This window comes from Streptomyces sp. AN091965 (assembly GCF_022698285.1).
Taxonomy (GTDB): domain Bacteria; phylum Actinomycetota; class Actinomycetes; order Streptomycetales; family Streptomycetaceae; genus Streptomyces.
In genome coordinates this window covers 1293268-1315239 of sequence record NZ_JALDMY010000001.1, presented here as the reverse complement: position 1 = coordinate 1315239, position 21972 = coordinate 1293268, and the positions used below count along the sequence as shown (strand labels likewise).

20 protein-coding genes and 2 pseudogenes are annotated in these 21972 nt (G+C 74.0%); 13 read left to right on the top strand and 9 right to left on the bottom strand.

Going from position 1 to position 21972, the window contains the following annotated elements; all coding sequences use genetic code 11:
• Nucleotides 1-2: 2 nt before the first annotated feature.
• The gene (locus MQV74_RS04975; RefSeq protein ID WP_242714793.1) at nt 3-890 is read right to left on the bottom strand and encodes a helix-turn-helix domain-containing protein; all 888 of its coding nucleotides are present in this window, start codon (nt 888-890) and stop codon (nt 3-5) included.
• Between the two features lie 167 nt (nt 891-1057).
• Between MQV74_RS04975 and MQV74_RS04970 the strand changes: the two genes are divergently transcribed.
• The 5 genes and pseudogenes from MQV74_RS04970 to MQV74_RS04950 all read left to right on the top strand — a co-directional run bounded on the left by MQV74_RS04970 (nt 1058) and on the right by MQV74_RS04950 (nt 5131).
• Nucleotides 1058-1876: a helix-turn-helix domain-containing protein gene (locus MQV74_RS04970; RefSeq protein ID WP_242714792.1), complete on the top strand. Its 819-nt coding sequence runs from the start codon at nt 1058-1060 to the stop codon at nt 1874-1876.
• A 75-nt stretch (nt 1877-1951) separates the two neighbouring features.
• Entirely contained in the window at nt 1952-2656 is a 705-nt protein-coding gene (gene fabG / locus MQV74_RS04965) for a 3-oxoacyl-ACP reductase FabG (protein ID WP_242714791.1), read from the top strand.
• A 251-nt stretch (nt 2657-2907) separates the two neighbouring features.
• Nucleotides 2908-3864 carry a helix-turn-helix transcriptional regulator gene (locus tag MQV74_RS04960; RefSeq protein WP_242714790.1) on the top strand — a complete coding sequence of 319 codons (957 nt, stop codon included), beginning with the start codon at nt 2908-2910 and terminating at the stop codon, nt 3862-3864.
• 40 nt (nt 3865-3904) lie between these two features.
• Nucleotides 3905-4606, top strand: a pseudogene (locus tag MQV74_RS04955) (dioxygenase family protein); the annotation flags it as partial.
• A gap of 129 nt (nt 4607-4735) precedes the next feature.
• The gene (locus tag MQV74_RS04950; RefSeq protein WP_242714789.1) at nt 4736-5131 is read left to right on the top strand and encodes a hypothetical protein; all 396 of its coding nucleotides are present in this window, start codon (nt 4736-4738) and stop codon (nt 5129-5131) included.
• A gap of 70 nt (nt 5132-5201) precedes the next feature.
• Here MQV74_RS04950 and MQV74_RS04945 read toward each other — a convergent pair whose 3' ends face one another.
• From MQV74_RS04945 to MQV74_RS04935, 3 genes are all read right to left on the bottom strand, one after another.
• Nucleotides 5202-6191 (bottom strand): MsnO8 family LLM class oxidoreductase, encoded by a 990-nt coding sequence (locus MQV74_RS04945; protein WP_242714788.1) that lies wholly within the window; start codon nt 6189-6191, stop codon nt 5202-5204.
• A 128-nt stretch (nt 6192-6319) separates the two neighbouring features.
• The gene (locus tag MQV74_RS04940; protein ID WP_242714787.1) at nt 6320-6610 is read right to left on the bottom strand and encodes a hypothetical protein; all 291 of its coding nucleotides are present in this window, start codon (nt 6608-6610) and stop codon (nt 6320-6322) included.
• A 236-nt stretch (nt 6611-6846) separates the two neighbouring features.
• Nucleotides 6847-7677: a thioesterase family protein gene (locus MQV74_RS04935; RefSeq protein WP_242714786.1), complete on the bottom strand. Its 831-nt coding sequence runs from the start codon at nt 7675-7677 to the stop codon at nt 6847-6849.
• Between the two features lie 183 nt (nt 7678-7860).
• Between MQV74_RS04935 and MQV74_RS04930 the strand changes: the two genes are divergently transcribed.
• Complete coding sequence (locus MQV74_RS04930; protein ID WP_242714785.1) at nt 7861-8130, top strand: hypothetical protein; 270 nt, start codon at nt 7861-7863, stop codon at nt 8128-8130.
• A 484-nt stretch (nt 8131-8614) separates the two neighbouring features.
• A complete protein-coding gene (locus tag MQV74_RS04925; protein WP_242714784.1) occupies nt 8615-9538 on the top strand; it encodes a glycoside hydrolase family 16 protein in 924 nt (307 codons plus the stop codon).
• Nucleotides 9539-9577: 39 nt separating this feature from the next.
• Here MQV74_RS04925 and MQV74_RS04920 read toward each other — a convergent pair whose 3' ends face one another.
• Both MQV74_RS04920 and MQV74_RS04915 read right to left on the bottom strand, forming a co-directional pair.
• Nucleotides 9578-11716 carry an FG-GAP repeat domain-containing protein gene (locus MQV74_RS04920; protein WP_242714783.1) on the bottom strand — a complete coding sequence of 713 codons (2139 nt, stop codon included), beginning with the start codon at nt 11714-11716 and terminating at the stop codon, nt 9578-9580.
• A 68-nt stretch (nt 11717-11784) separates the two neighbouring features.
• Nucleotides 11785-12793 (bottom strand): annotated as a pseudogene (locus MQV74_RS04915) (LysR family transcriptional regulator).
• A gap of 93 nt (nt 12794-12886) precedes the next feature.
• On the opposite strand from MQV74_RS04915, the gene MQV74_RS04910 reads away from it, so the two are divergent.
• The gene (locus tag MQV74_RS04910; RefSeq protein ID WP_242714782.1) at nt 12887-13870 is read left to right on the top strand and encodes a DMT family transporter; all 984 of its coding nucleotides are present in this window, start codon (nt 12887-12889) and stop codon (nt 13868-13870) included.
• Nucleotides 13871-13946: 76 nt separating this feature from the next.
• Here the strand turns inward: MQV74_RS04910 and MQV74_RS04905 are convergent, their stop codons facing one another.
• The gene (locus MQV74_RS04905; protein ID WP_171076052.1) at nt 13947-14147 is read right to left on the bottom strand and encodes a hypothetical protein; all 201 of its coding nucleotides are present in this window, start codon (nt 14145-14147) and stop codon (nt 13947-13949) included.
• A 331-nt stretch (nt 14148-14478) separates the two neighbouring features.
• Here MQV74_RS04905 and MQV74_RS04900 point away from each other — a divergent pair, with 331 nt between their 5' ends.
• The gene (locus tag MQV74_RS04900; protein WP_242714781.1) at nt 14479-15729 is read left to right on the top strand and encodes a GDSL-type esterase/lipase family protein; all 1251 of its coding nucleotides are present in this window, start codon (nt 14479-14481) and stop codon (nt 15727-15729) included.
• Nucleotides 15730-15731: 2 nt separating this feature from the next.
• Nucleotides 15732-16292, top strand: coding sequence for a GNAT family N-acetyltransferase (locus MQV74_RS04895; protein ID WP_242714780.1), 561 nt, complete (start codon nt 15732-15734; stop codon nt 16290-16292).
• Nucleotides 16293-16308: 16 nt separating this feature from the next.
• On the opposite strand, the gene MQV74_RS04890 is transcribed toward MQV74_RS04895, so the two are convergent.
• Nucleotides 16309-16836, bottom strand: a complete 528-nt coding sequence (locus MQV74_RS04890) for a luciferase domain-containing protein (RefSeq protein WP_242714779.1) — start codon at nt 16834-16836, stop codon at nt 16309-16311.
• A 314-nt stretch (nt 16837-17150) separates the two neighbouring features.
• Between MQV74_RS04890 and MQV74_RS04885 the strand changes: the two genes are divergently transcribed.
• Complete coding sequence (locus MQV74_RS04885) at nt 17151-18584, top strand: PepSY-associated TM helix domain-containing protein (protein ID WP_242714778.1); 1434 nt, start codon at nt 17151-17153, stop codon at nt 18582-18584.
• Nucleotides 18585-18605: 21 nt separating this feature from the next.
• On the opposite strand, the gene MQV74_RS04880 is transcribed toward MQV74_RS04885, so the two are convergent.
• Complete coding sequence (locus MQV74_RS04880) at nt 18606-19397, bottom strand: SDR family NAD(P)-dependent oxidoreductase (RefSeq protein WP_242714777.1); 792 nt, start codon at nt 19395-19397, stop codon at nt 18606-18608.
• Nucleotides 19398-19484: 87 nt separating this feature from the next.
• Between MQV74_RS04880 and MQV74_RS04875 the strand changes: the two genes are divergently transcribed.
• On the top strand, nt 19485-20342 hold the full coding sequence (locus tag MQV74_RS04875; protein WP_242714776.1) for a helix-turn-helix transcriptional regulator: 858 nt from the start codon (nt 19485-19487) through the stop codon (nt 20340-20342).
• 73 nt (nt 20343-20415) lie between these two features.
• On the top strand, nt 20416-21924 hold the full coding sequence (locus tag MQV74_RS04870; RefSeq protein ID WP_242714775.1) for an amidase: 1509 nt from the start codon (nt 20416-20418) through the stop codon (nt 21922-21924).
• Nucleotides 21925-21972: the final 48 nt, after the last annotated feature.

Here is a 21972-nt window from a genome sequence, read left to right as displayed (position 1 = left end):
GGTCATGCATTCTCACCCGGCAGCGTGGGAGCGAAGACCAGGAAGAAGAAGCGGGACCCCGGGGACTTCAGCGGCTGGGCGGTGCACATCGTCACCGAGCCGAGGACCGACGGCTCGTGCCGGGCGCAGCACCGGCTGGCGTCGCCCCGGTCGACGCCGAGCGACGCTATGCCCGCGTGCCGCATGGGGCGCGCGTCCCCGTCGGGGTGGACGTAGGCCACGTCGTGCCGGCGGTAGATGGGGCCCGCGACGGGGTCGTCGTTGACCTCCTCGTCGATCTGCTGGAGGTCCTTGTTGTGCGGGTGCGCGGCGATCGCGGTGCGCAGTTGTGCCGACACCTTGACCGCCCAGTTCTCCTCCCAGTCGACGAGGTGACACTCCCGCGCCGCCTCGCACAGCAGCATCCACCGCATCAGATTGCGCTCGGGCAGCTGGGGCGTCGTCCCCGGGACCTGAGGGAACATGCGGATGAAATCGTCGTTGCACGCCAGGACGTTCCAGGCCACGTCGTTGATGTAACAGGGCTGGCCCTTGACCCGATTCACGGCCGTCAGCCACGCGGGGCCCACGTGCGTGCCCGCCAGCGGGTCCATCGGGAAGGGCGGCTCATATCCGAGCGCGTAGACGTACAGCGCCGTGCGTTCGGGCTCTTCCATCCGCAGCACCGTGGCCACGTTGTCGAGGAAATCGGCCGACGGCTGTGCCATCTCTCCGCGCTCCAGGAGCGCGTAGGTCCGCTCGGAGACGAACAGCTCCTGCGCCACCCTGGCCTGCGAGAGTCCGCGCGAGCGCCGGCCGCGCCCGGTGCGGCGCGGCGAACCCAGCTCGGTGGGGCTGATCTGGCTGCGCTTGAACTGCAGCAATTGCTGCAGCGCCTCCTTGTTGTTCAATTTCCAACCTTTCTCCGCGCTGTGCGGGGTGGTCGCTCGCACCGTTCCGTAGGAAACATTTTCATCGGAAGTTGAACTTCCTGAAAAATGCGGACCGGAAAAATCACGGCCTGGTGATCCTCCCGGTCCGGCCGCGAGAATGGCGTCAGGACCTGAGCAGGCGGGGCGTGGCGACGAGCCGTGCCAGTGAGGAGGACGGCGCGGTGCTGCGACCGGTGGCCACCACGGCGGTGCGGGAACCCGCCGGCAGTGCGGTGGCCCGCACGCTGGCCGTGCTCCGCGCGCTGCGGGAACTGGGCCCGGGAGCGCATCCGTTGGCGGTCGTCGCCGCGCGCGCGGAGCTGCCCGCACCCACCGCCCACCGCTATGTGCGGGCCCTCGCCAGGGAAGGGGCCGTCGAGCAGCGCGGTCCTCGGGGCCACTACGCGCTGACGGAGACACCGCACCGATCCACCCACCTCGTCGATGAGGTCACGGATACTAAAGTCGGTCAGACCTCGCCTGCGTTGCGTGCTGAACTCGTCACTCTACAGTCACGTACCGGGCAAGTGTCGCTCCTGTACGCTCCGTTGCTGGTGGGCGCCGCACTGCGGTTCTGCATCGACCGGGCGGTCGGTGCGCACGCCGCGACGCTGGAGGCAGCGCCCCGGTCGGCGCTGCGACGGCTGTGGAGCGCGCCCCTGGACGCCGACGCCGCGGGGCTGGCCATCCTGGCCTGTCTCGACGGCACCTCGTCGCCGGGTGCGCCGCTCGACCGCATCCGTGAGCAAGGTCACGCGGTGGGTCCTTCGCCGCTCCCCGAGTGGGAGTCGATAGCCGCCCCCGTGTGGCGCGGCTCCGTGCTCGCGGGGGCCGTGGCCCTGGTCGCGCCGCGGCGGCAGCTGCGCGGCGCGGTCACCCGCACCCGCTGTGTCCATGCGGTGATGGACACGGCGGCCTCCATGAGCGGCCTGCTCACCCGGACCCGGGTCCGGCACGCGGGCTGATCCGCGGTCGGCGTCCGCCCCACGTGACGCCGTCGCCCACCGCACGTCCCCCCACCACGACCAGAGAGGTTCTCAGTGTCCCGCTCCGTACTGATCACTGGCGGCAGCCGCGGCATCGGCCTGGCCGTCGCCCGCGCGATGCAGGCCGCCGGTGACCGCGTCGCCGTCACCTACCGCTCGGGCGAGCCCCCCGAGGGCCTGCTCGCGGTGCGCTGCGACGTCACGGACACCGACCAGGTCGACCTCGCGTTCCGGCGGGTCGAGGAGGAGCAGGGCCCCGTCGAGGTCCTGGTGGCCTGCGCGGGCGTGGCCAACGACAAGCTCCTCATGCGGATGACGGAGGAGGACTTCACCTCCGTCATCGACACGAACCTCACCGGGGTCTTCCGCGTCGCGAAGCGGGCCACCCGCGGCATGCTCCGTGCCCGCAGCGGCCGCATCGTGGTGATCTCCTCGGCCGTGGGCCTGCGCGGCGAGGCGGGCCAGGCCAACTACGCCGCGTCCAAGGCGGGCCTCGTCGGCTTCGCCCGCTCCCTGGCCCGCGAGCTCGGCTCGCGCTCCATCACGGTGAACGTGGTGGCGCCGGGGCTCACCGAGACCGCCATGAGCGAGGCCCTGACCCAGGAGCAGCGCGAGAGCCTGGTGCAGCAGATCCCCCTGGGCCGCCTCGCCCGCCCCGAGGAGGTCGCGGCCGCCGTGGCGTTCGTGGCCTCGCCGGACGCCGCGTACATCACCGGGGCCGTCATCCCGGTCGACGGCGGCGCGGGCATGGGGCACTGAGACCCCGCGCGGTCCCCGCGACGGCACTGATTCCGTCGCGCCGACCGCGCGGACACGGGCGGCTGCTTGCGGCCACGACCGGTACGGGGGTACGGCCGTGGCCGCGGCAGTCAAGCTCGTTGAGCCGCAAATTGGCCTGAGATGCGTGGGAGACGCTCCGTCCCGCGTGTCATCGTGGACCTATCGATTGGTCTGGACCTGACAAGGGTCGTGTGATCGCGACGGGCCGCGTCAGGGTGAGGAGCGTACGCATGCGCGGGACCACCATCTTGCCCGGCGGCCGGGCGAACGGCAGCGAACCGGAGAGGGGAGGGCTGCCGATCCACCGCCTCGAGGTGCCGAGACCGAACGCGCTGCCCTTCGCGATCGGCACCTTCGACACCATCGGCCCCATGTCGCGCGCCTCCTTCCCGCACCGGCACACCTTCCACGAGATCGTGTACGTCACCGGCGGCACCGGCAGCCACGTCGTCGACCTGGCCCGCTTCACGCTGCGCCCGCCCCACCTGTGCTTCATCGCCCCGGGGCAGGTGCACTACTGGGACGGCGTCCGGGACCTCGAAGGCTGTCTGATCCTGTTCACCGACGACTTCCTCCTGGAGAACCCGGGGGATCAGGAGACCCTGCGCAGACTCGGCCGCCGCTCCTGGCTCGAACTCTCCGGCACGGAGGCCGCCTGGGCGCACCGCCTCGTGGGCGACCTCGACGACGAGTACCGTACGGGGGCCGAGGACTTCCCCAGCGTGCTGCAGGCGCTGCTGCACGTCCTCGTCGTACGCGCCGCCCGTCTCCTCGCCCCCGAACGGGCCGCCCGCCAGGCGGCGCCCGCCCGCCCCGCCGCGGTCGCCGCCGACTTCGTCACGCTCGTGGACATGGCCGAAACACCGCTGTGGTCGGTGCGTGAATGCGCCACCCGGCTCGGCGTCTCCGTGAGCTACCTCAACGAGGCGGTGAAGACGGCCATGGGCCGCACCCCGGGCGAACTCCTGCGCCAGGCGCGCGCCCACGAGGCCAAGCGGCTGCTCGCCCGCACCGAGCTGACGGTGCGACAGGTCGCGCACCGGGTGGGGTTCACCGACCCCGCCTACTTCTGCCGGTTCTTCCGCCGCGAGACCGGGACCAGCCCCGGCGACTTCCGCCGCGGCGGTGGTGATATTCACCACGACCACCGACTTCCGTCCATCGCCCGGGCCCGGCCCTCCGCATAGCTTCATAGCCGATCCGATCCCCCCACCCCCAGGAGGAGCGATGGACGGCGAGACCCACGTGAACGGGCACGACGCGGACGAGCCCAGGGACGGCGAAGGCCTCGGCACCGCCGCGGGCACCCCCCGCCCGGGCCCGAGCCGCAAGACGGTGCTGCGCGCGGCCCTGGCCGCGGGCATCGCGGTACCGGTGGCGATGGGGGCGGCCCCCGCCCTCGCCCGCTCCAAGGCGGGCACCAGCGCGCCCCTGGAGCTGACCCCGCCCTGCGACGACGGCGACGACCCGACCCCGCCGCAGACCGAGGGGCCGTACTTCAAGCCCAACTCCCCGCTGCGGACGAACCTCATCGAGCCCGGCACCCAGGGCATACGCCTGACCGTCACCGGCTACGTCTTCGGCCGCAGGTGCAAGCCGATCGGGAACGTGCTCCTCGACTTCTGGCAGGCTGACCGCAGGGGCGCGTACGACAACACCGGCTTCAAGTTCCGCGGCCACCAGTTCACCAACGCGCAGGGAGCCTTCACCCTCACCACGGTGTTCCCCGGCCTGTACCCGGGCCGCACCCGCCACATCCACGTGAAGCTCCAGGCCCCCGGCCGCCCCGTGCTCACGACCCAGCTCTACTTCCCCAACGAACCCCGCAACAACACCGACCCCATCTTCGACTCCCGTCTGCTCATGAACGTACGGGACGTGGGCAACACCAAGGAGGCCGAGTTCGACTTCGTCCTGAACGTGCCGCAGTAGTCACACGGGACGCCCTTGATCCCCCGTCAGGGTGGACCGGCGCGCGGGAGTGCCGGTCCGGCCCGCCGTCACTGCCAAGATCGTCACGCCTTTTCGGCATGGCTGACGACTTCTGAGAGGTGGCACGTGAACGGTATGGGTGCGAAGGCGCGGTGGCTGGTACGGACGGTGACGACGTTCGTCTGCCTGGGGGCGGCCGTGACAGCCGCCGCGCCGTCGGCGTTCGCCGGGGCTTCGGGCTGCAGCCAGCGGACCTGCATCCGGGTGGACGGCAGCGGCCTGCGCGTGGAGACGGTGCAGGCGGCGACCACGTGGAACGGTGACTTCACCGGGCACTTCCACATCTGGGGCGGTGGCATCGACCAGAACAGCGCCACCGGCTTCTGGGGCTACCACCAGAAGTTCACGGTGCCCGTCCACCGTGATCTGCCCAACGGCGCCGTGCTGTGCGCCGAGGGCTGGGAGCACGTGGGCGGCCGCATGGAGTCCCGCGGCCGCGCCTGTGCGGAGGTCCACTTCTGATGACTCCGGTGACGGGACCCGGGCGCCCCGGGTCCCGCCACCGGTCCAGCGCATCAGCCCGCCTGCGTACTCAGGCGGGCTGATGCGCGCCACTCGTGCGCAGGTCCCCTATGAGCTCGAAGGAGCGGGCGCGGGCCGCCGGGTCGAAGACCGGGGTGACCAGCATCAGCTCGTCGGCGCCCGTGGCCCCGGCGATCCGGGTGAGCTGTGGGGCGATCGACTCCTTCGTCCCGCGGGCCTGCTGCGCCACGAACCCCGCCACGGCCTCGCGGTCCCGCTCGCCGAGCTCGTGGCGCGCCGCGGCGGCGGGGGTCGGGAAGGGCGTCTCGGCGAGGCCGTTGAGCAGCCCCGCCTTGATGACGTCCATCGGCCGCGCGAGCTCGGCGGCCCGCTCCTCGGTGTCGGCGCACACGGCCTCCACGCACACGAGGACCCGCGGCGCGGCGCTCCAGTGCGACGGGCGGAAACCGGACCGGTAACGCTCCAGCGCCCGCAGGGTGTTGTCGGGGCGGATGTGGTGGGCGAAGGCGATCGGCAGCCCCAGGGCCGCCGCGAGCTCGGCCCCGGCGTCGCTGGAGGCGAGCAGCCACGGCTCGGGCAGCTCGCCGAAGTTCTCCTCGTCCAGGAAGCCGAGGATCGCCTCGACGTCCGCGCGGTACTCCGCGTCGGTGGCGGGTCCGGCACCCCGGCGCAGCGCACGGGCCGTCGGCTCGTGGAAGGTGCCGGGGCCGCGGCCGATGCCGAGGTCGACCCGGCCCGGGTGCAGGGCCGCGAGGGTGGCGAACTGCTCGGCGACGGTGAGCGGGGCGTGGTTGGGGGCGAGCACACCGCCCGAGCCGACCCGCATCACCGCGGTGCTCGCGGCGGTGTCCGCGGCGAGCAGCACGGGCGGGAAGGCGCCGATGGCGGGGGAGTGGTGGTGCTCGGCGAACCACAGGCGGTGGTAGCCGAGCCGCGCCAACTCCCCGGCGACGGACTGACAGTTGCGCAGCGCGTCGGCGGGCGTGGCGCCTTCCTCGACGAGGGAGACCTCGAGGGCGGAGAGAGGCAGATCGATCATGCGTTCACGATAGGTGAGCGCGGCGGACGGCGGAGCGGGGCCCGCGTCCACGGGCCCCGCCCGGGCCGTCCGCCCGCCGCGCCGGGCCCGGCGCGGCGGGCGGACGCCGTGGTGCTCAGGCGGTGTCGTCACCCGGCGGCGCGACGGGCCTCGCGCCGGCCCGCGTAGCGCTCCTTGCGGTTCTCGGCCCCGGCCTCCCGCCGGCGCTCCGTGACGCAGCCGCGCCGGGCGCATCCCGAGCAGCAGGTGTGGCCGAACAGCAGCGCGCCGGGGTGCTCCCACCGGCAGCGGGTGTCGGACTCCTCGCGCGTCGGGCGCGGCGGCAGGTCGCAGGGGCCGTGGCGGTGGTCGTGGACCGGCCGGGGGCGGTGCTCCTTGTGGCGCACCCAGAGGGGCTTGGTCTTGTCCGTGCGGGACATCGTGTTCCCATCGGAACCGCCGCCCGGGCTCCCGGACCTTCCGGGCGGGCGGCTGGGTTCGCCGCTTCACGGCGACACCTCCTCGTCCATGCGCACGGGGCGCCCCCCCGGCCTCCGGGGTCCCGGATACGGGTCGCTCCGGGGGCCGACGCGCCGTACCGGCGCCGTCGTTCCCCGCAGCGCCGTGAGTGTAGGTTCCGCGCCCGTGACCGGTCCACCCGTTTTGTGGGGTCTTCCTAGCCCCCGGCCTGCGGGCGGACGGTGAGGATCTGCTCGGCGTGGCCGACGGGACCGTGGAGGTCGTGCAGGACGCTGCTGGTGAGCCCCTGCCCCGACGGGCCGAACGTGACGGTGGTGTCCAGGCCCGTCCACGGCCCCCGCGGCTGCCGGTGCAGATGGATCGTCAGGTCGAGGTTCGGGAACATCCACGCGGCGGGGTCCTGCTGCACGGCGATCCCGTTCGCGGTGTCCACGAGCGCGACGTACGAGGCCAGGGCGGTGCTCGGCTCGCCCGCGACCAGGTCGAGGCGCGAGGACACCCAGGCGGCCGCGCGGCCCCTGCGGGAGGGAGGCGTCCGGCGGACGTCGATGGACGAGATGTAGCCGCCGTGCCACTTCTCCCCCATCGCCCACGGAGCGAGCGCCTCCGGTGCGGGCATCCGGTCGTGCGGGCTGTCGGCCACGGCCGAGGTGTCCAGGGACGCGAGCAGCCAGGCGCGGGCCCGGACGACCGGGCGCCCGCCGATGACCACGGTCGCTTCGACGAGTTCGATGGTCCGGCCGGGCCGTACGGTCTCCACGGTGACCCGGCACTCGTCCAGGGCGATACGGCCGAGGATGTCGTAGCTGATCCGCGAGAGGGCCAGGGGCGCGGGCCGCGCCGCGGCCGCCGCGTCCCGCGCGAGGTGCCGGTCGATCGCGTGCGCGACGAGCCCCGCGAGCGGGCTGAAGTGCTGTTCGTCCGCACTCCACGCGCCGCCCGCGTGAGCCGTGGGCTTGTAGAGGTCCTCGCCCGCCCGCTCGTAGTAGCTCTCGCGTGCGACGTCGCCGGTGGTCACGGGATGCATCTCCTTGGCGGGGCGGGGCGGGGCGGGGCGGGGCGGGAAGGCGCGGGGATAGGTGCCTTGGCCACGCATCGTAGGAGCGGGCGTCCCGCAGGTCATCGTGATCTGACCCACAGGCGGACATGACGGCCGGGTCCTCCCTTCCCCGGCCGGGCGATTGTCAGTGCCGGATGCGAGGCTCGGGGCATGGACGAGGTGATACGCCGTCGCCGCGTGTACGGCACGGACCACGACGCACCGGACCCCGGCCCGCAGCCGGGCCACGACTACCGCGAGCTCGTCGGCGGCCCGCTCGACGGCCTGCTCCTCGACGTCACCGGCTGGACCGCGGGGCGGCTCGCCGAGGGCGCGCTGCTCGACACCGAGATCGGCCGGTACGGCCCGGGCGGCCGCGCCGAGTACGGACCGCGCGCCGGTTCGCAGCGCCTGTGGGACTGGCGCGGGGACACCCCCTGACGGGACGTGGCGCGCGTCGGCGGTGACGACCACGACGGGTACGCCGTCGACGGGACCGGCCGACGGCGGCGGAGGAGGTCCGGGACCGGTGGCCCGGTGCGGACGAGGCCGGGCGCGGCGCGGGGACCGGAGTACGCCAGCGGTGTCGACGGCAGCCTGTACGCCCTGCGTACGCGCAGCGGGTCGCCGCGCCGGGCGGTGTCTCTCACGCGGGCCCGCTGGTTGTCCCCGCGGTGGCGGAAGAGCCGGTGGTGTCGGCGCCGACGACCGCGGGTCGTCCGCGGTCACGGCCCGGCACACGCGTCCTCAGCCGGATGTCGCGTGTATCCCACACCTGAAACGGGCGGCGGAACAAGGAGTGAAATGAGCCGTCTCGGGGGATGGCGCTCTCCCTCCCGCCCGGCAAGGATGCCCTTCTCCCCGGCGCACCAGCGACACCAGCGCGCCGGAGCCGCATCGCGTGCACGGGAGGAAGCGCACTGCCATGGGGACACACGCAGCACCGCACCGGCGCCGCAGGCCCGCGCTGTTCGCGGCCGTGGGCGTCGCCTTGCTGGCCGGACTGCTCGGCCTCCCGCGCGCGGACGGGGCGCCCCGGTCCGCCGACGCCTGCCGCACGGCGGGTGCCACCATGCCGCGCGGCGACTGCGGCCCGTACTGGCAGGTCCTCGCGGAGGACTTCAACGGCGACCGGGTGCCGCTCGGCGCGTTCAGCGACTGCGCCCACCACGTCGACACCTCGGCCGCCTACTGCGGCGGGCTGCGGGGCGCGTACCGCAACAACTGGTGGGCGTACCCGACCGGTTGGCGTGATACGGCCAACGAGCGGCAGCGGGGCCGGAGCGTGGCGGGGGTCTACCACCCGGAGGACACCGTGAGCGTCGGCCCCGCCGCGGACGGGGACGGCCGCATGCGCATCCGGATGTGGCGGCCCGCCGACGGCGGGCCCGTGCACGCCGCGGCGGTGGTCCCGCGCGCCGTGATGCAGATGAAGTACGGCAAGTACAGCGCCCGCATCAAGGTGACCAAGCCCGCCGCCGGGTACAAGTCGGCGTGGCTGCACTACGGCGGCGGCTGCGAGATGGACCACCCCGAGGGCGAGTGGACGGGCTCCCTGACCGCCTTCCACCACCCCTGCGGCGGCGGTGAACAGGGCACGTTCCACGGGGCCGACGACTGGACGCGGTGGCACACCGTGTCGACCGAGTGGACGCCCGGCCAGGTCCGCTTCTTCGTCGACGGCCGCCAAGTGGGCCGCGACACCCGGAACGTGCCGGACCGCCCGCTGTCCTGGGTGCTCCAGAACGAGAGTGCCCTGGAGGGCCCGTCGGCGGCCCCCGGCAGCAGCGCTCAACTGGAGATCACCTGGGTCGCCGCGTACGCGTACGGCTGGAAGGGCGCCCAGTAGCGGTTCCGGCGGGCGGGCCCGCTCCTGGGCACCGCCGCCCTAACCGATCGACGCCCAGTTCCTCCAGTACGGCGTGGCGCCGAGCTGCGTGCGGTTGGCGAAGGTCCCGGTGCCGGAACCGGCGTTCAGCCACAGGCGGTTGGAGGTGTCGCGGGAGACCAGGTCGTGCTTGCCGTCGCCGTTGACGTCACCGGCTCCGATGACGTCCTTGTAGGAGGCGCCCCAGTCCTTGAAGACCCGGACGCGGTCCTTGAGGCGGCCGGTGCGGGTGCCGTCGTAGCGCCACAGCTCACCGGACCTGTCGAGGGCGAGGACGTCGCCGATGCCGTCGCCGTTGAGGTCGCCCGCGCCGATGACCCGCTGGTAGCCGGTCCACGACGAGCGGATCTTCACGCGCGGGGCGAAGCCGTCCCGGCCGTCGTGCGCGTACAAGTAGACGTGCCCGGTGGCCTTGTCGCGGGCCAGCAGGTCCGGGCGGCCGTCGCCGGTCTGGTCGCCGGAGGCGAGGAGCGTGTCGTACCTGCTCCAGTCGCGCGCGAGCTTCTTGTACGGCGACTCGGGCAGCGGCATGCCGCCGCAGACCGGGGTGTAGAGCCGGGTCTCGCCGTCGGGCATCCGGGCGACCACGTCGTTGCAGCGGTCGCCGTCGGAGTCGCCGAAGGCCACGAGGCGGGTCTTCTCCGGCCAGGTGCGCAGCTGGAAGGGGCGCGTCGAGCCGTCCTGGGTGAAGAGGTTGAGCGCGCCGGAGGTGGAGACGCCGATCAGGTCCGCCTTGGCGTCGTCGGCGTAGTCGTGCCACTTCGGCAGGGCGCGCTTGGCCGTGCTAGCGGTGAACGTCCGCCGGTCGCGGCCCTCGGTCTCGGTCCACACCGCGACGGGCCGGCCCTGGCCGTCGACGGTCACCCGGCCGCCGCTGAAGTGGCCGTCGGTGGGGGTGCTGAGGATCCGCGGCTTGGAGATGCCGTGGTCCCCGACGGTCTGCGTGACGAAGTCCGTGCGCACCACGGAGCTGAGGGCGTAGCGCTTGCGCGCGTACGTGATGACCAGCGCGCCGGTCGCGGTCCGCGCGCTGCTCACGGAGTCGTCGGCCACGTTGCTGTCGAGCAGGCGCGGTTCGGTCCACCGGCCCGTGGCGGCGCGCAGCGTCGTCACGCGGGGGCCGCCGCCGACGACGGTGACGTCACCGTTCGGGGCCGTGAACAGCTCGGCCGGGCGGGTGGCGTCCCCGCCGACCCCGATGGGCTGGGCGGCGCCCCAGTCCGCTCCGGCGGGCTTGCGGGCGTACGCGTCGTGGGACAGCAGGTGGAAGCCGCCCCGCGGGTGGGCGGCGAGCGTGACCCGGTCGGGCGTTTCGCCGAGCTGCGGCAGATCGCGCGGCGCGCTCCAGGAGCCGGACCCGGCGGGCTTCTCCAGGTACTTGTAGTGCCACTTGTGCGCGGTCGGGTCGGGGTCGACGCCGTCGCCGTCGTAGAAGCTGTTGCCGCCCCAGAGGATCGCCACGGTTCCGTCGTCGGCGACGGCGAGGCGCAGGTCGCGCAGTCGGTAGACGTAGGAGTTGTCCGGCCGCTCGATCGGCTCGGGCAGCTGGTCGAGGGCGACGGGCGCGGTCCACTCCTTGCCCGGGCCCGACTGCTCCACGACCGTCAGGCGGCGGTCGGCGTCCATCCAGGAGACGGCCGACCGGCCCGCCGCGTTGGCCGCCACGGCGGGGGCGTGCACAGGGCCGCCGCCGGTCGGCACGGTCTCGGCCGGGGCGAAGTCCGTGGCGTCCGGGGCGAGGCGCGAGACGCGCAGCTCGCCGGGGCCGCCGTCACCGGGCTCCGCCCACGTCAGAAGGGATATCGCGCCGTCGTCGGTCCGGTGGAGCGAGGCCTTCGCCGCGGGCCGGGCGGGCTGCCAGCTCGTGCTGCCCGCGGGCCTGAGGGCGACCACGCTCCTGCCCTCCTGCGTGAACAGGCCGACGACCGTGCCGCCGCGGTTCGACTTCAGGTCGTGGACCTGGGTGACGCCGGGCAGCTCCGCGGGCGCCGTCCACGGGCCCACGAGCCCACGCGGAGCGGACTCGGCGGCCTGGGGTGCCGGCTGCGGCGGCGCCGCGTGCGCGCTCGGCGCGGCGACGGCGAGGGCGAGCACGGGCGCGAGCGCGCTTCCCAGAAGCGCGCGCGACTGCATGGTCATGGAGAAATCCCCCCCGGGATGGTGGCCATGAAAGTAGCGGAAGCGTATATCAGCCAAGATCGGGCCGCTCAGGAGGATTCGCTCACTCTCCGGGCCGTGCCGCGAGCACTCGTCCGGGCCGTGCCGCCAGCACTCGTCCGGGCCGTGCCGCGAGCAGGAGAGGACTGTCCCGCAGGGGCGCGGTCCCGGACGGTCCCGGCGGCGCGGCGCAGCGCGGCGAGCACCGTGCGCACGGCACCGCGCGCCGCGCGTTCGGGCCGGTGCAGCACGTCGATGTGGCGCCGGGCGTGGACGCCGCTGAGCGGTCTGAGGGTCAGCGCGGGGTGCGGGCGCGTGGTCCAGCGGGGCATCAGGGCCAGGCCGCCGCCCGCGGCGACGGCCTCGGCGACCACCGTGAACTCGTTGACGCGGTGCACGATGTCGAGGCGCCGGCCCGCGGCCGTGGCGAGGGCGTCGATGGTGGCGAGCAGCGGGAAGCCGTCGTGCACCGTGATCCAGGGCTGGTCCGCCACGTCGTGCGGGGTGAGGCGGCGCTTGGCGGCCAGCGGATGGTCCACCGGCAGGGCCACGTCCAGGGGTTCGCGCAGCAGCGTGGTGGCGGTGACCGAGCGCGGCCACGGCGGCGCGGGGTCGAGGCGGTGGGCGAGGACGAGGTCGTAGTCCCGGGTGAGCAGCGGGAAGCGGTCCTGCGCCACGTCCTCGTCGGCGAGGGCGAGCCGGGGGCTGCCGGGGCCCGCGAGGTCGCGGAGCAGCAGCGGGAAGAACGCCCCGGCAGCGCTGTGGAAGGCCGCCACGGACACCGGCCCGTCCGGCTCGTTGAGGAACGCGTCGATGGTGTGCCGGGCGTGGGCGAGCGCGCTCTCCACGCCCGGCCGCCGCGTCGGCCAGGGCCTGCCCGGCGTCGGTGAGGACGAGGCGCCGCCCGGCGCGCTCGGTGAGGGGCACGGGGATCGTGCGCTGGAGCAGCCGCAGTTGCTGGGACACGGCCGAAGGCGTCATCAGGAGGGCCTCGGCGGCCGCGGTGACGCTGCCCAGCTCGCCGAGTTCCCGCAGGATCCGTAGCTGCCGCTCGTTCATCGGCCCATCGTAGACAACGATGTAGTGCTGCTTCACTGTTGCTGAAGAAGCACGCTCTTGGCTTCAACATCAGGAGCGGGCAGCGTGTGCGGGGTGTCCCAGAACCTCGGATTCCCGGCCCGTCGCGCCGACGCCGTCCTGCTGCTCGTCGCCCTCGTGTGGGGCTCCAGTTATCTCGCCGCGAAGACGGCCGTCGACGTGCTGCCCGTCATGGTGGTGCTGTGCGCGCGGTACGTGCTGTCCGCGGCCGTCTGCCTCCCGTTGGTCGCCGTGCGGCGCCGTGACCGGCGCTTCACCCGCGACGAGTGGACGGCGGGCGGGCTCCTCGGGCTCACCCAGGCGGCCGTCCTGGTCCTGGAGACGTACGGCGTCGCACACACCAGCGCGGCCAACGCGGGCCTGATCATCAGCCTCACCATCGTGCTCACGCCGTTCCTCGACCGCCGGTCCGGCGGGGGGCGGCTTCCACCGCGCTTCTTCGCCGCGGCCGGGGTGTGCCTGGTGGCCGTCGGGCTTCTGATGTCCGGCAGCGGCTTCCACGGGCTGCGCGGCGGCGACCTGTTGATGCTGGCGGCCGCGGTGGTGCGGGCGGCGCACGTGGCCCTGGTGGGCCGGTTGACGGCGGGCCGGGCGGTGCGGCCGCTGCACCTCACCACGGTCCAGACCGTCGTCGGCTCGGCGGTGTTCGCGGTGCCCGCGGCGAACGGGCTGCCGACGCTGGGCTCGGCGGACGCCGCCGTGTGGGGGCAGCTCGTGTATCTGGCCCTGTTCTGCAGCGTGTTCGCGTTCCTCGCGCAGACGTGGGCGGTGCAGCACAGCTCGGCGAGCCGGGCCAGTCTGCTGCTCGGCACCGAGCCGGTGTGGGCCGTCGCGGTCGGCATCGGCCTCGGGGGCGAGCGCTTCACGCCGTTCGCCGCGCTCGGCGCGGGGCTGATGCTCGTGGGCACGTACTGGGGGCAGGCCGTGGAACGGGCCCACCGGACGGCGCCGACGCGGCGAGCCGCCCGCGACGCTCCCGGGGAACGCGAAGGCCGGACGGCGTTGCCGTCCGGCCCTGACGCGCAGCGCGTCACCTAGGTGCCGCGCCGGGTGTGCCGCACCCGCCCCGTGCCGCGGGGAGTTTCGCGGGTCGGTTCCCCGTACCCCCGCGGTGTCAGTCCCAGCGGTAGCCGTCCCCGAAGTTCAGGGTGTGCTCCAGGACGTCCTCCATCGGGTCGTCGATCTGGCCGGTATTGATCAGCGCCACCACCGGCGCGTTGTGCGAGTCGCGGTGCGTCTCGTCGGCGTGCGCCGCACCGGCCGACACGACGACCGGACCGACGGCGACCGCGGCCACCAGCGCCCAGCGGGACAGTTTCCTCACCCGACTGCCGTTCACACCCTGCTCCTTGCCTCGTCTGGCCGAGGGGACCCACCCGGCCCGGCGGACCGGCTGCTCCGGCCCTCTCGTCGTACCCAACCGCCGAACGGATCAAGGAGTCACTGACGATCATACGAACGGGTTGTGTGGACGGAGCCGTGCGGGGAAGAGGGTGCGCCCTTCCCGGTATGAGCGGTACGAGCGGCGCGGGTGGCACGCGCGGCACGAGCCGTACGCGCGGCACGAGCCGTGCGCGCGTCACGACCAGCGGAGGAATTGTGCCGTGGCCGGAAATAACTCCCCACCCCCTCCGGTTCAGTCGATCATGAACGCAGAGACCCCGGCACCGCACACCCCCCGATCCACCGCGCACCCGCCCGCACCGCTCGCCCCGTCCGCCTCGCAGACGGCCTGGACCGCGGCCTTCCGCTCCGCGGTCCTCAGCCCCTACGAGTCCATCGAGCTCTTCGAACGCCGTGGTTTCGCCGACCAGACCGTCCGTCAGGTCATCCGCGTCGCCGGGGGCGGCAGCGCCCTGCGCATACGCCTGAGCAACCAGTACGGCAAGACCCCGCTGCGCATCGCGGGCGCCCGCCTCGCGCGGCGCACCCGGCACAGCGCCGTCGACACCGCGACGGACACCCCCGTGCTGTTCGACGGCGCCACCGAGGTCGTCGTCGCGCCGGGCGCGGAAGTGATCAGCGAAGCCGTCGAGCGCGCGGTGCACGCGGGCGAGGAGTGGGCGCTGAGCCTGTACCTGCCGGAGGAGACCGGTCTGAGCACCTACGCGGCCGTCCCCAACACCACCGGCTACGCCGTCCCCGGGAACGCCCTGGCCACCGCGTCCCTCGACAGCGCCGAGGGCCTGGAACTCCTGGTGACCCGGCACTACCTCACCGGCGTCGACGTCCTCGCCCCGGCCGGGACGCCCGTCACCGTGGCGTTCGGCGACTCCTGGCTCGAAGGCTTCGGCAGCACGCCCGACACCGACCGCCGCCTTCCCGACCTGCTGAACGCGCGGCTCCCCGAAGGCGCGGGCTGGGTGGTCAACCAGGGCCTGTCCGCCAACCGCCTCCTCACCGACGAGGTCGGCGACAGCGCCCTGAACCGCCTGGAGCGCGACGTGCTCTCCGTGCCCGGGGTCACCCACGTCCTGGTCCACCTCGGCGTGAACGACCTGGGCACGCCCGGCCAGCTCGCCCACCCCGAGCCCGCGGCCCCGCCCACCGCCGCCGCACTCGTCGCGGGCCTGACGACCCTCGCCGACCGGCTGCACGCGGCCGGGCTCACCGCGATCGCCACCACCATCGGCCCCTACAAGGGCACCATCTTCGACGGCTACGACAGCCCGGCGGGCCAGGCCGTCGCCCGCGAGGTCAACGCCTGGATCCGCGGCGCGGACAGCCCCTACGACGCCTACGTCGACACCGCGGCCGCGGTCGCCGACCCGCGGGACCCCGAGCGCATCCACCCGGACCTGGGCAGCGGCGACGGCCTCCACGTCAACGACGCGGGCTTCGAGGCCATGGCGGACGCGATGGACCTCTCGCTCCTCACGACCGGCGGCGGAAGGTGACGATGTACGCGATACCCCTGGGCGACGACGGCGCGGAGCTGCGCCCGCTGGAGCCGTGGCAGGCCGAGGAGTTCCTGGCGCACGTGGACCGGGGGCGGGAGTTCATCGGGCGGCACAACGGCCTGCCGGACATCATCACCGACCTGGCGTCGAGCCGTGCCTACCTCCAGGCGTACGCGGACAAGGCCGCCGCCGACGCCGGGCGGATCTGCGGCATCCACTGGGACGGCAGGCTCGTCGGCGCCGTCATCCTGCGCCGGATGGACGTCGGGCAGGGCACCGCGGAGGCGGGCTGCTGGCTTGAGCCCGCGGCGGCGGGCAGGGGCTTGGTGACCCGCGCCGCGCGCGCCCTCATCGACTGGGCCGTGGAGGAGCGCGGCATCCACCGCGTGGAGTGGTGGGTCTCGTCCGGCAACGCGCCGAGCATCGCCGTGGCGCGCCGACTCGGCATGACACGCGACGGTGTGCTCAAGGAGAGCTATCTGTACCGGGGCGTGCGGCACGACGAGGAGATCTGGTCGGTGCTCGCGCCCGCGTGGCGGGCAGGGAAGAAGAAGGCGTAGGGCGACGCCGCGCGGCTCAGTGCCCGTGCGGGATGAGCCGCCCGACCGCCCGCCACGTCGCGCGCAGGCCGCGGCGGGCCTCCGCGGACGGCGGGGGTGCCGCCGCCGCGAGTGCGGCGTGGGCCACCGGCTGGGCGCGGGCCTCCCAGTCGCACGGGGGAGAGGGGCAGTCGGCCGACCGGCCCCGCTGCTCCTCTCCCCGGAGCACGGCCAGCGCGTCGTCGTGCGCCTTGAGCCCGACGCTGACCAGCGTGAGCAGCAGCGCGATGTCCATGTCGCAGTCGAGCAGCACCGTGATCCACGACGCCCCGGGCCGCACCCGGATCGCGGAGCTGTGTCTCAGCTGCGGCCGCAGCCGGTCGACGGCGGCGCGGGTGAGGCAGACGTCCGCGGCGTCGTCGCAGTGGAAGTGGACCAGTTCGTAGCCCGCTCGCGCGGGTGTGCCCGGTGTGCCGAAGGAACGTCCCACCGCGCACCGGGGGGAGCCGCTCACGAGGTTCGGCCATGACTCCAACTGGGTCATGGCACGTTGCGCCGCCGTCATGCGCCCCATCGTCGCGCGGATTTCACCCTGCGAACTACCCCTGTTCACAAGCTGATTCCCTGCGCGGGGCCAGGCCCGTGGTCACGCCTGAGGTCAGCAAGGGTATGGCTGCCTCCCGGTCGGGCGGAAGGGGAGGGACCGTGTCACCCGCCCGTGCCGATGACGTGCGGTGTTGTCGTACCGCAGAACCGCACGGGAGTGTCATAGATCACATAGGCATCCGGGAACTCGGCCTTCACGCCGCTCGACCCATGGACCGGTCCGGTCAGCACCGGAGCACCTCGTACCACCGACCGGCACCAGGAGAGCACGACATGTCCGCCGCACCCCCTGCCCCCGCCCCGCCCGACGGGCGGTCCGCCGCCACGGCGGAGCCCGCCCCGCGGCGGTCCGTCCGGTCCTCGCTGCGCCCGCTGGTCCTGCGGCTGCACTTCTACGCCGGGGTGCTCATCGCCCCCTTCCTGCTCGTGGCCGCCGCGACGGGCTTCCTGTACGCCGCCTCGTACACGGCGGAGAAGGTCGTGTACGCCGATCAGCTGACGGTGCCCGTGGGGGACCGGGAGCTGCCCGTCGAGCGGCAGGTCGCCGCGGCCCGCAAGGCGCACCCCGAGGGGACGGTCGCCGCGGTGCGGCCCTCGGCGGAGGACGGCGCGACGACCCGCGTGCTGCTCGCCGGGGTGCCGGGCGTCGCCGAGGACCGCACCCTCGCCGTGTTCGTGAACCCGTACAACGGCGAGGTGCGCGGCGCCGAGGAGAGCTACGGCTCCAGCGGCTCGCTGCCGCTGCGCACCTGGATCTCCGGTCTCCACCGCGATCTGCACCTGGGCGAGACGGGCCGGCTGTACAGCGAACTCGCCGCGAGCTGGCTGTGGGTGATCGCGGGCGGCGGCGTCGTGCTGTGGTTCGGACGCCGCCGGGCCCGGCGCAGGCTGCGGGGCACGACGGGCCGTCGGCGCCTGCTCTCGCTGCACGGCTCGGTGGGCGTGTGGGCGGCCGGAGGCCTCTTCTTCCTGTCCGCCACGGGTCTGACCTGGTCGACGTACGCGGGCGAGAGCATCGGTGACCTGCGCGAGGCCCTCGGCCAGACGACGCCCACGGTGTCGGCGAGCGCGGCCGGAGCGGGAGCCGGGGAGCACGCCGGGCACGGCGGCGGCAGCGGCGCGACCGGCGGCGCGGGTGACGTCGGGCTCGACGCCGTCCTCAAGGCCGCCCGCGCCGAGGGGCTCACGAACCCGGTGGAGATCGTCCCGCCCGCCGACGCCTCCTCCGGCTACGTCGTCAAGCAGATCCAGCGCAGCTGGCCCGAGAAGCAGGACTCCGTCGCCGTCGACGCGAAGACCGGTCAGGTCACCGACGTCCTGCGGTTCGACGACTTCCCGGTCCTCGCCAAGCTGACCCGCTGGGGCATCGACGCGCACTCCGGCACCCTCTTCGGCCTCGCGAACCAGATCGCGCTCGCGGCCCTCGCGCTCGCCCTGGTCCTGCTCATCGTGTGGGGCTACCGGATGTGGTGGCTGCGCGGCAGCGGCAGCGCGTTCGGCCGTCCGCTGCCGCGCGGCGCCTGGCAGCACGTCCCGGCGTACGTCCTGGTCCCGCTGATGGCGGCGATCGCGGTGCTCGGCTACTTCGTGCCGCTGCTCGGCATCCCGCTGGCCGCGTTCATCGCGGTCGACGTCCTGCTGGGCGAGATCGCCCACCGGCGCGGCAAGCGGGAGTACGGCCCGCGGGCCGCGGCGGACCGCACGTAGTCGCCCCCAAAGGGCGGCGGTTCAGGCCCGCATGCCGCCGTCGACCCGCAGGACCGTGCCGGTGACGTAGGAGGAGCGGTCGCTGAGGAGCCAGGCGGCGGCCTCGGCGATCTCCTCCGGGGCCGCGGCGCGGCCCAGCGGGGTCAGGGAGTTGAGCTGCTCGATGGTGCCGGGGGACTCGGCGTCCCACTCCATCAGCATCTCGGTGAGCGTGGTGCCGGGCGCGATGGCGTTGACGCGGATGCCTTCCGGGCCGTACGTGGCGGCCGCCGACGCGGTGAGGCTGTTGAGGGCCCCCTTCGTCGCGGCGTACACGGGCAGCGCGGGGTTGGCCATCAGGCTGCCGACGCTGGAGGTGTTGACGACGGCGCCGCGCCCCGCGGTGGCGCGGATGGCGGCGACCTCGGCGTTCATGGCCAGCCAGGGGCCCTTGAGGTTCACGGCGCAGACGTGGTCGAAGTCGGCCTCCGGGAGCTGGTCCATCGGGCCGGGCCGCTGCCCCGCCGCGCCGTTGTTGAAGGCCGCGTCGAGCCGGCCGTACAGCTCCACGCACCGGTCGACGGCGGCGCGGACGCTCGCCGGGTCCGCCAGGTCGCACACCACGTGCGCCGCGGTGCCGCCTGCTGCCCTGATCTCCTCGGTCACCGCCTCGAGCTCGGTCTCCGTGCGGGCCGCGAGGACCACCCGGGCGCCCTCCCGGGCGAAGAGACGGGCCGCCGCGGCGCCGATGCCGCGCCCGGCGCCGGTGATGAGGGCGACCTTGTCGGTGAGCAGGCCCGCGGTGGTGGTGGAGGTCATCGGTGTGTTGTTCATGCCGACGAGCCTGCGGGCGCCCGTCCCGCTCATCCAGGCACTGACAGTGCCTGGATGAGCACCTCGCCGACCGTCCACACTGGACGTGTGGATCAACGTGAACGACGAGAGCTCGCCGACTTCCTGCGCAGCAGGCGGGAGCGCATCACCCCCGCCGACGTGGGGCTGCCCGCGGGCCCGCGCCGCCGCACCCCGGGGCTGCGCCGCGAGGAGGTGGCGCAGCTCGCGTTCATCTCGGCCGAGTACTACGCGCGCCTCGAACAGGGCCGTGCCCCGCATCCGTCGCGGGAGGTCCTCGCCCAGCTCACCCGCGCGCTGCGCCTGACGGAGGCCGAGCGCGACCACCTCCTGCGGCTCGCCGGTGCCCCGCCGGAGCCGCCGGGCCCGTCCCGGGAGGTGCGGCCGAGCATCGTCGACCTGCTGCGGCGGATGCCGGACGCGGCGGCGGTCGTCCTCTCGGCAACCTACGAGGTCCTCGCCTGGAACGACCTCGCGGCCGCCCTCATGGAGGACTTCTCCGCACTCCCGCGCCGGGACCGCAACCTCGTCCGGCGCGCCTACCTCGGCCCGCACCGGCACGGCCGCAGGCTGTACGGCCTCTCGGACGCGGACGACTTCGCCCGGACCGCGGCCCGGCACCTGCGCGCCGCCGCGGCCCGCTACCCCGACGACGCCGAGGTGCGCAGCCTGGTCGGCGAACTCCTCGCGGGCAGCGAGGAGTTCGCCCGCCTGTGGGCCGCGCACGACGTGGCCGACCGGCCCACGTTCTGCGGGACCTTCGCGCACCCCCTCGTCGGGCCCGTCCCCGTACGCGGCGACGTCCTGGACCTCACCGACCGGGACCAGCGGGTCCTCATCTACAGCGCCGTCCCCGGTTCGCCGTCGGAGGAGGCCCTGCGGCTGCTCTCGGTGATCGGCACGCAGAGCATGGGCGTGCCCGGCTGACGCACCGGAGGGCCGGGGCCCGTTCGGCCCCGTTGCCCCCCACGGCGCGGACGATCTAACCTCCCGGAGATCTATGACGCCGAGTCAGGTGGGGTGCGCGGTGGACTACGAGGACTACAAGCAGTACGACGCGGTCGGGCTCGCCGAGGTGGTGGCGCGGGGCGACGCGTCACCGGCCGAGCTCCTCGACGCGGCACTCGCGCGCGCCGAGGCCGTCAACGGGAAAATCAACGCCATCGTTCGCCCGATGCCGAGCATCGCGCGCGAGCGCGCCGCGGGCGAGCTCACGGGACCCTTCGCCGGAGTCCCGTTCCTGATCAAGGACTTGATGCAGGACTACGAGGGGCGGCCCACGGGGCGCGGCTCCCGCGCGGCCGCGGGGCTCGTCGCGGCGCGCCACAGCGAGGCCGTGCGGCGGTGGCTCGACGCCGGGCTCGTCGTGTTCGGGCAGACGAACACCCCCGAGTTCGGCATCAAGAGCATCACCGAGCCCGAGGCCAACGGCGCGACCCGCAACCCGTGGAACCTCGGCCACACCCCGGGCGGCTCGTCCGGCGGCTCCGCGGCCGCCGTCGCCGCGGGCATCGTCCCGGCCGCGGGCGCCAACGACGGCGGCGGCTCGATCCGCATACCCGCCGCGTGCTGCGGCCTCTTCGGCCTCAAGCCGGGGCGCGGCCTGGTGCCCGCGGGCCCCGCGCACGGGGAGCTGCTCGCGGGCGCGGCCAGTGACGGCGTCGTCTCCCGCACGGTGCGCGACAGCGCGGCCCTGCTCGACGTCCTCACCGCCCGCCCCGACCCGGGCGGCCCCTACCTCGCGGCCCGCCCCGAGGCACCGTACGCCGAACTGGCCCGGCGCACACCGCCGAGGCTGCGCGTCGGCGTGAGCACCCGCTCGCCGATCGGCACTCCGGTGGCGCGCGAGGCCGTCGAAGCCGTCGACGTGGCGGTCAAGCTCCTGACCGCTCTCGGCCACGAGGTGGAGGAGGCGGAGCCCGCCGTCGACGGCCTGCGCATGGCCGACGACTTCATGACCATGTACGCGGTGGAGAACGCCGCGACGCTGGCGGAGCTGAAGCACAGGACCGGCGCGGGCGACGACCGGTTCGAGCTCGACACCCACCTCGTCGCGGCCGCGGGCCGCGCGGTCGGCGCCGTCGAGCACTCCGTGCGGCACGCGCGCTGGAACACCTACGCCCGACAACTGACCGCGTTCCACGAGACGTACGACGTGCTGCTCACGCCGACGCTCGCCCGGCCGCCGGTGCGGATCGGCGAACTCGACACGCCCTGGCTGACCCGGCAGGTCGGCAAGGCGCTGCTCAAGGCGGGAGTGGCGGGCAGGCTCAGCAAGACCAGGCTGTGGAAGCAGGCCGTCGTCGAGAACCTCGCGCCCAACCCCTTCACCCAGCTCGCCAACATCACGGGCCGCCCCGCCATGTCGGTCCCGCTGTACCGCACGCCCGAAGGCCTGCCCCTGGGTGTGCAGTTCGGCGGGCCGCTCGGCAGCGAGGGGCTGCTGCTCGCCCTCGCCGGACAGCTGGAATCGGCCGCTCCGTGGGCTCAGGAGCGGCCGACCCTGTGAAACGGCGCGGCGGGCGCGCGTCGTGCCCCGCGCGCCCGCCGCTCAACC

Excerpts from the sequence above, each read along its gene's own strand:
- MQV74_RS04960 (WP_242714790.1), top strand. The coding sequence starts at position 2,908 with ATGCGCGGGACCACCATCTTGCCCGGCGGCCGGGCGAACGGCAGCGAA.
- MQV74_RS04945 (WP_242714788.1), bottom strand. The coding sequence starts at position 6,191 with ATGATCGATCTGCCTCTCTCCGCCCTCGAGGTCTCCCTCGTCGAGGAA.
- MQV74_RS04940 (WP_242714787.1), bottom strand. The coding sequence starts at position 6,610 with ATGTCCCGCACGGACAAGACCAAGCCCCTCTGGGTGCGCCACAAGGAG.
- MQV74_RS04935 (WP_242714786.1), bottom strand. The coding sequence starts at position 7,677 with ATGCATCCCGTGACCACCGGCGACGTCGCACGCGAGAGCTACTACGAG.
- MQV74_RS04930 (WP_242714785.1), top strand. The coding sequence starts at position 7,861 with ATGGACGAGGTGATACGCCGTCGCCGCGTGTACGGCACGGACCACGAC.
- MQV74_RS04925 (WP_242714784.1), top strand. The coding sequence starts at position 8,615 with ATGGGGACACACGCAGCACCGCACCGGCGCCGCAGGCCCGCGCTGTTC.
- MQV74_RS04920 (WP_242714783.1), bottom strand. The coding sequence starts at position 11,716 with ATGACCATGCAGTCGCGCGCGCTTCTGGGAAGCGCGCTCGCGCCCGTG.
- MQV74_RS04900 (WP_242714781.1), top strand. The coding sequence starts at position 14,479 with ATGAACGCAGAGACCCCGGCACCGCACACCCCCCGATCCACCGCGCAC.
- MQV74_RS04895 (WP_242714780.1), top strand. The coding sequence starts at position 15,732 with ATGTACGCGATACCCCTGGGCGACGACGGCGCGGAGCTGCGCCCGCTG.
- MQV74_RS04890 (WP_242714779.1), bottom strand. The coding sequence starts at position 16,836 with ATGACGGCGGCGCAACGTGCCATGACCCAGTTGGAGTCATGGCCGAAC.
- MQV74_RS04885 (WP_242714778.1), top strand. The coding sequence starts at position 17,151 with ATGTCCGCCGCACCCCCTGCCCCCGCCCCGCCCGACGGGCGGTCCGCC.
- MQV74_RS04880 (WP_242714777.1), bottom strand. The coding sequence starts at position 19,397 with ATGAACAACACACCGATGACCTCCACCACCACCGCGGGCCTGCTCACC.
- MQV74_RS04870 (WP_242714775.1), top strand. The coding sequence starts at position 20,416 with ATGACGCCGAGTCAGGTGGGGTGCGCGGTGGACTACGAGGACTACAAG.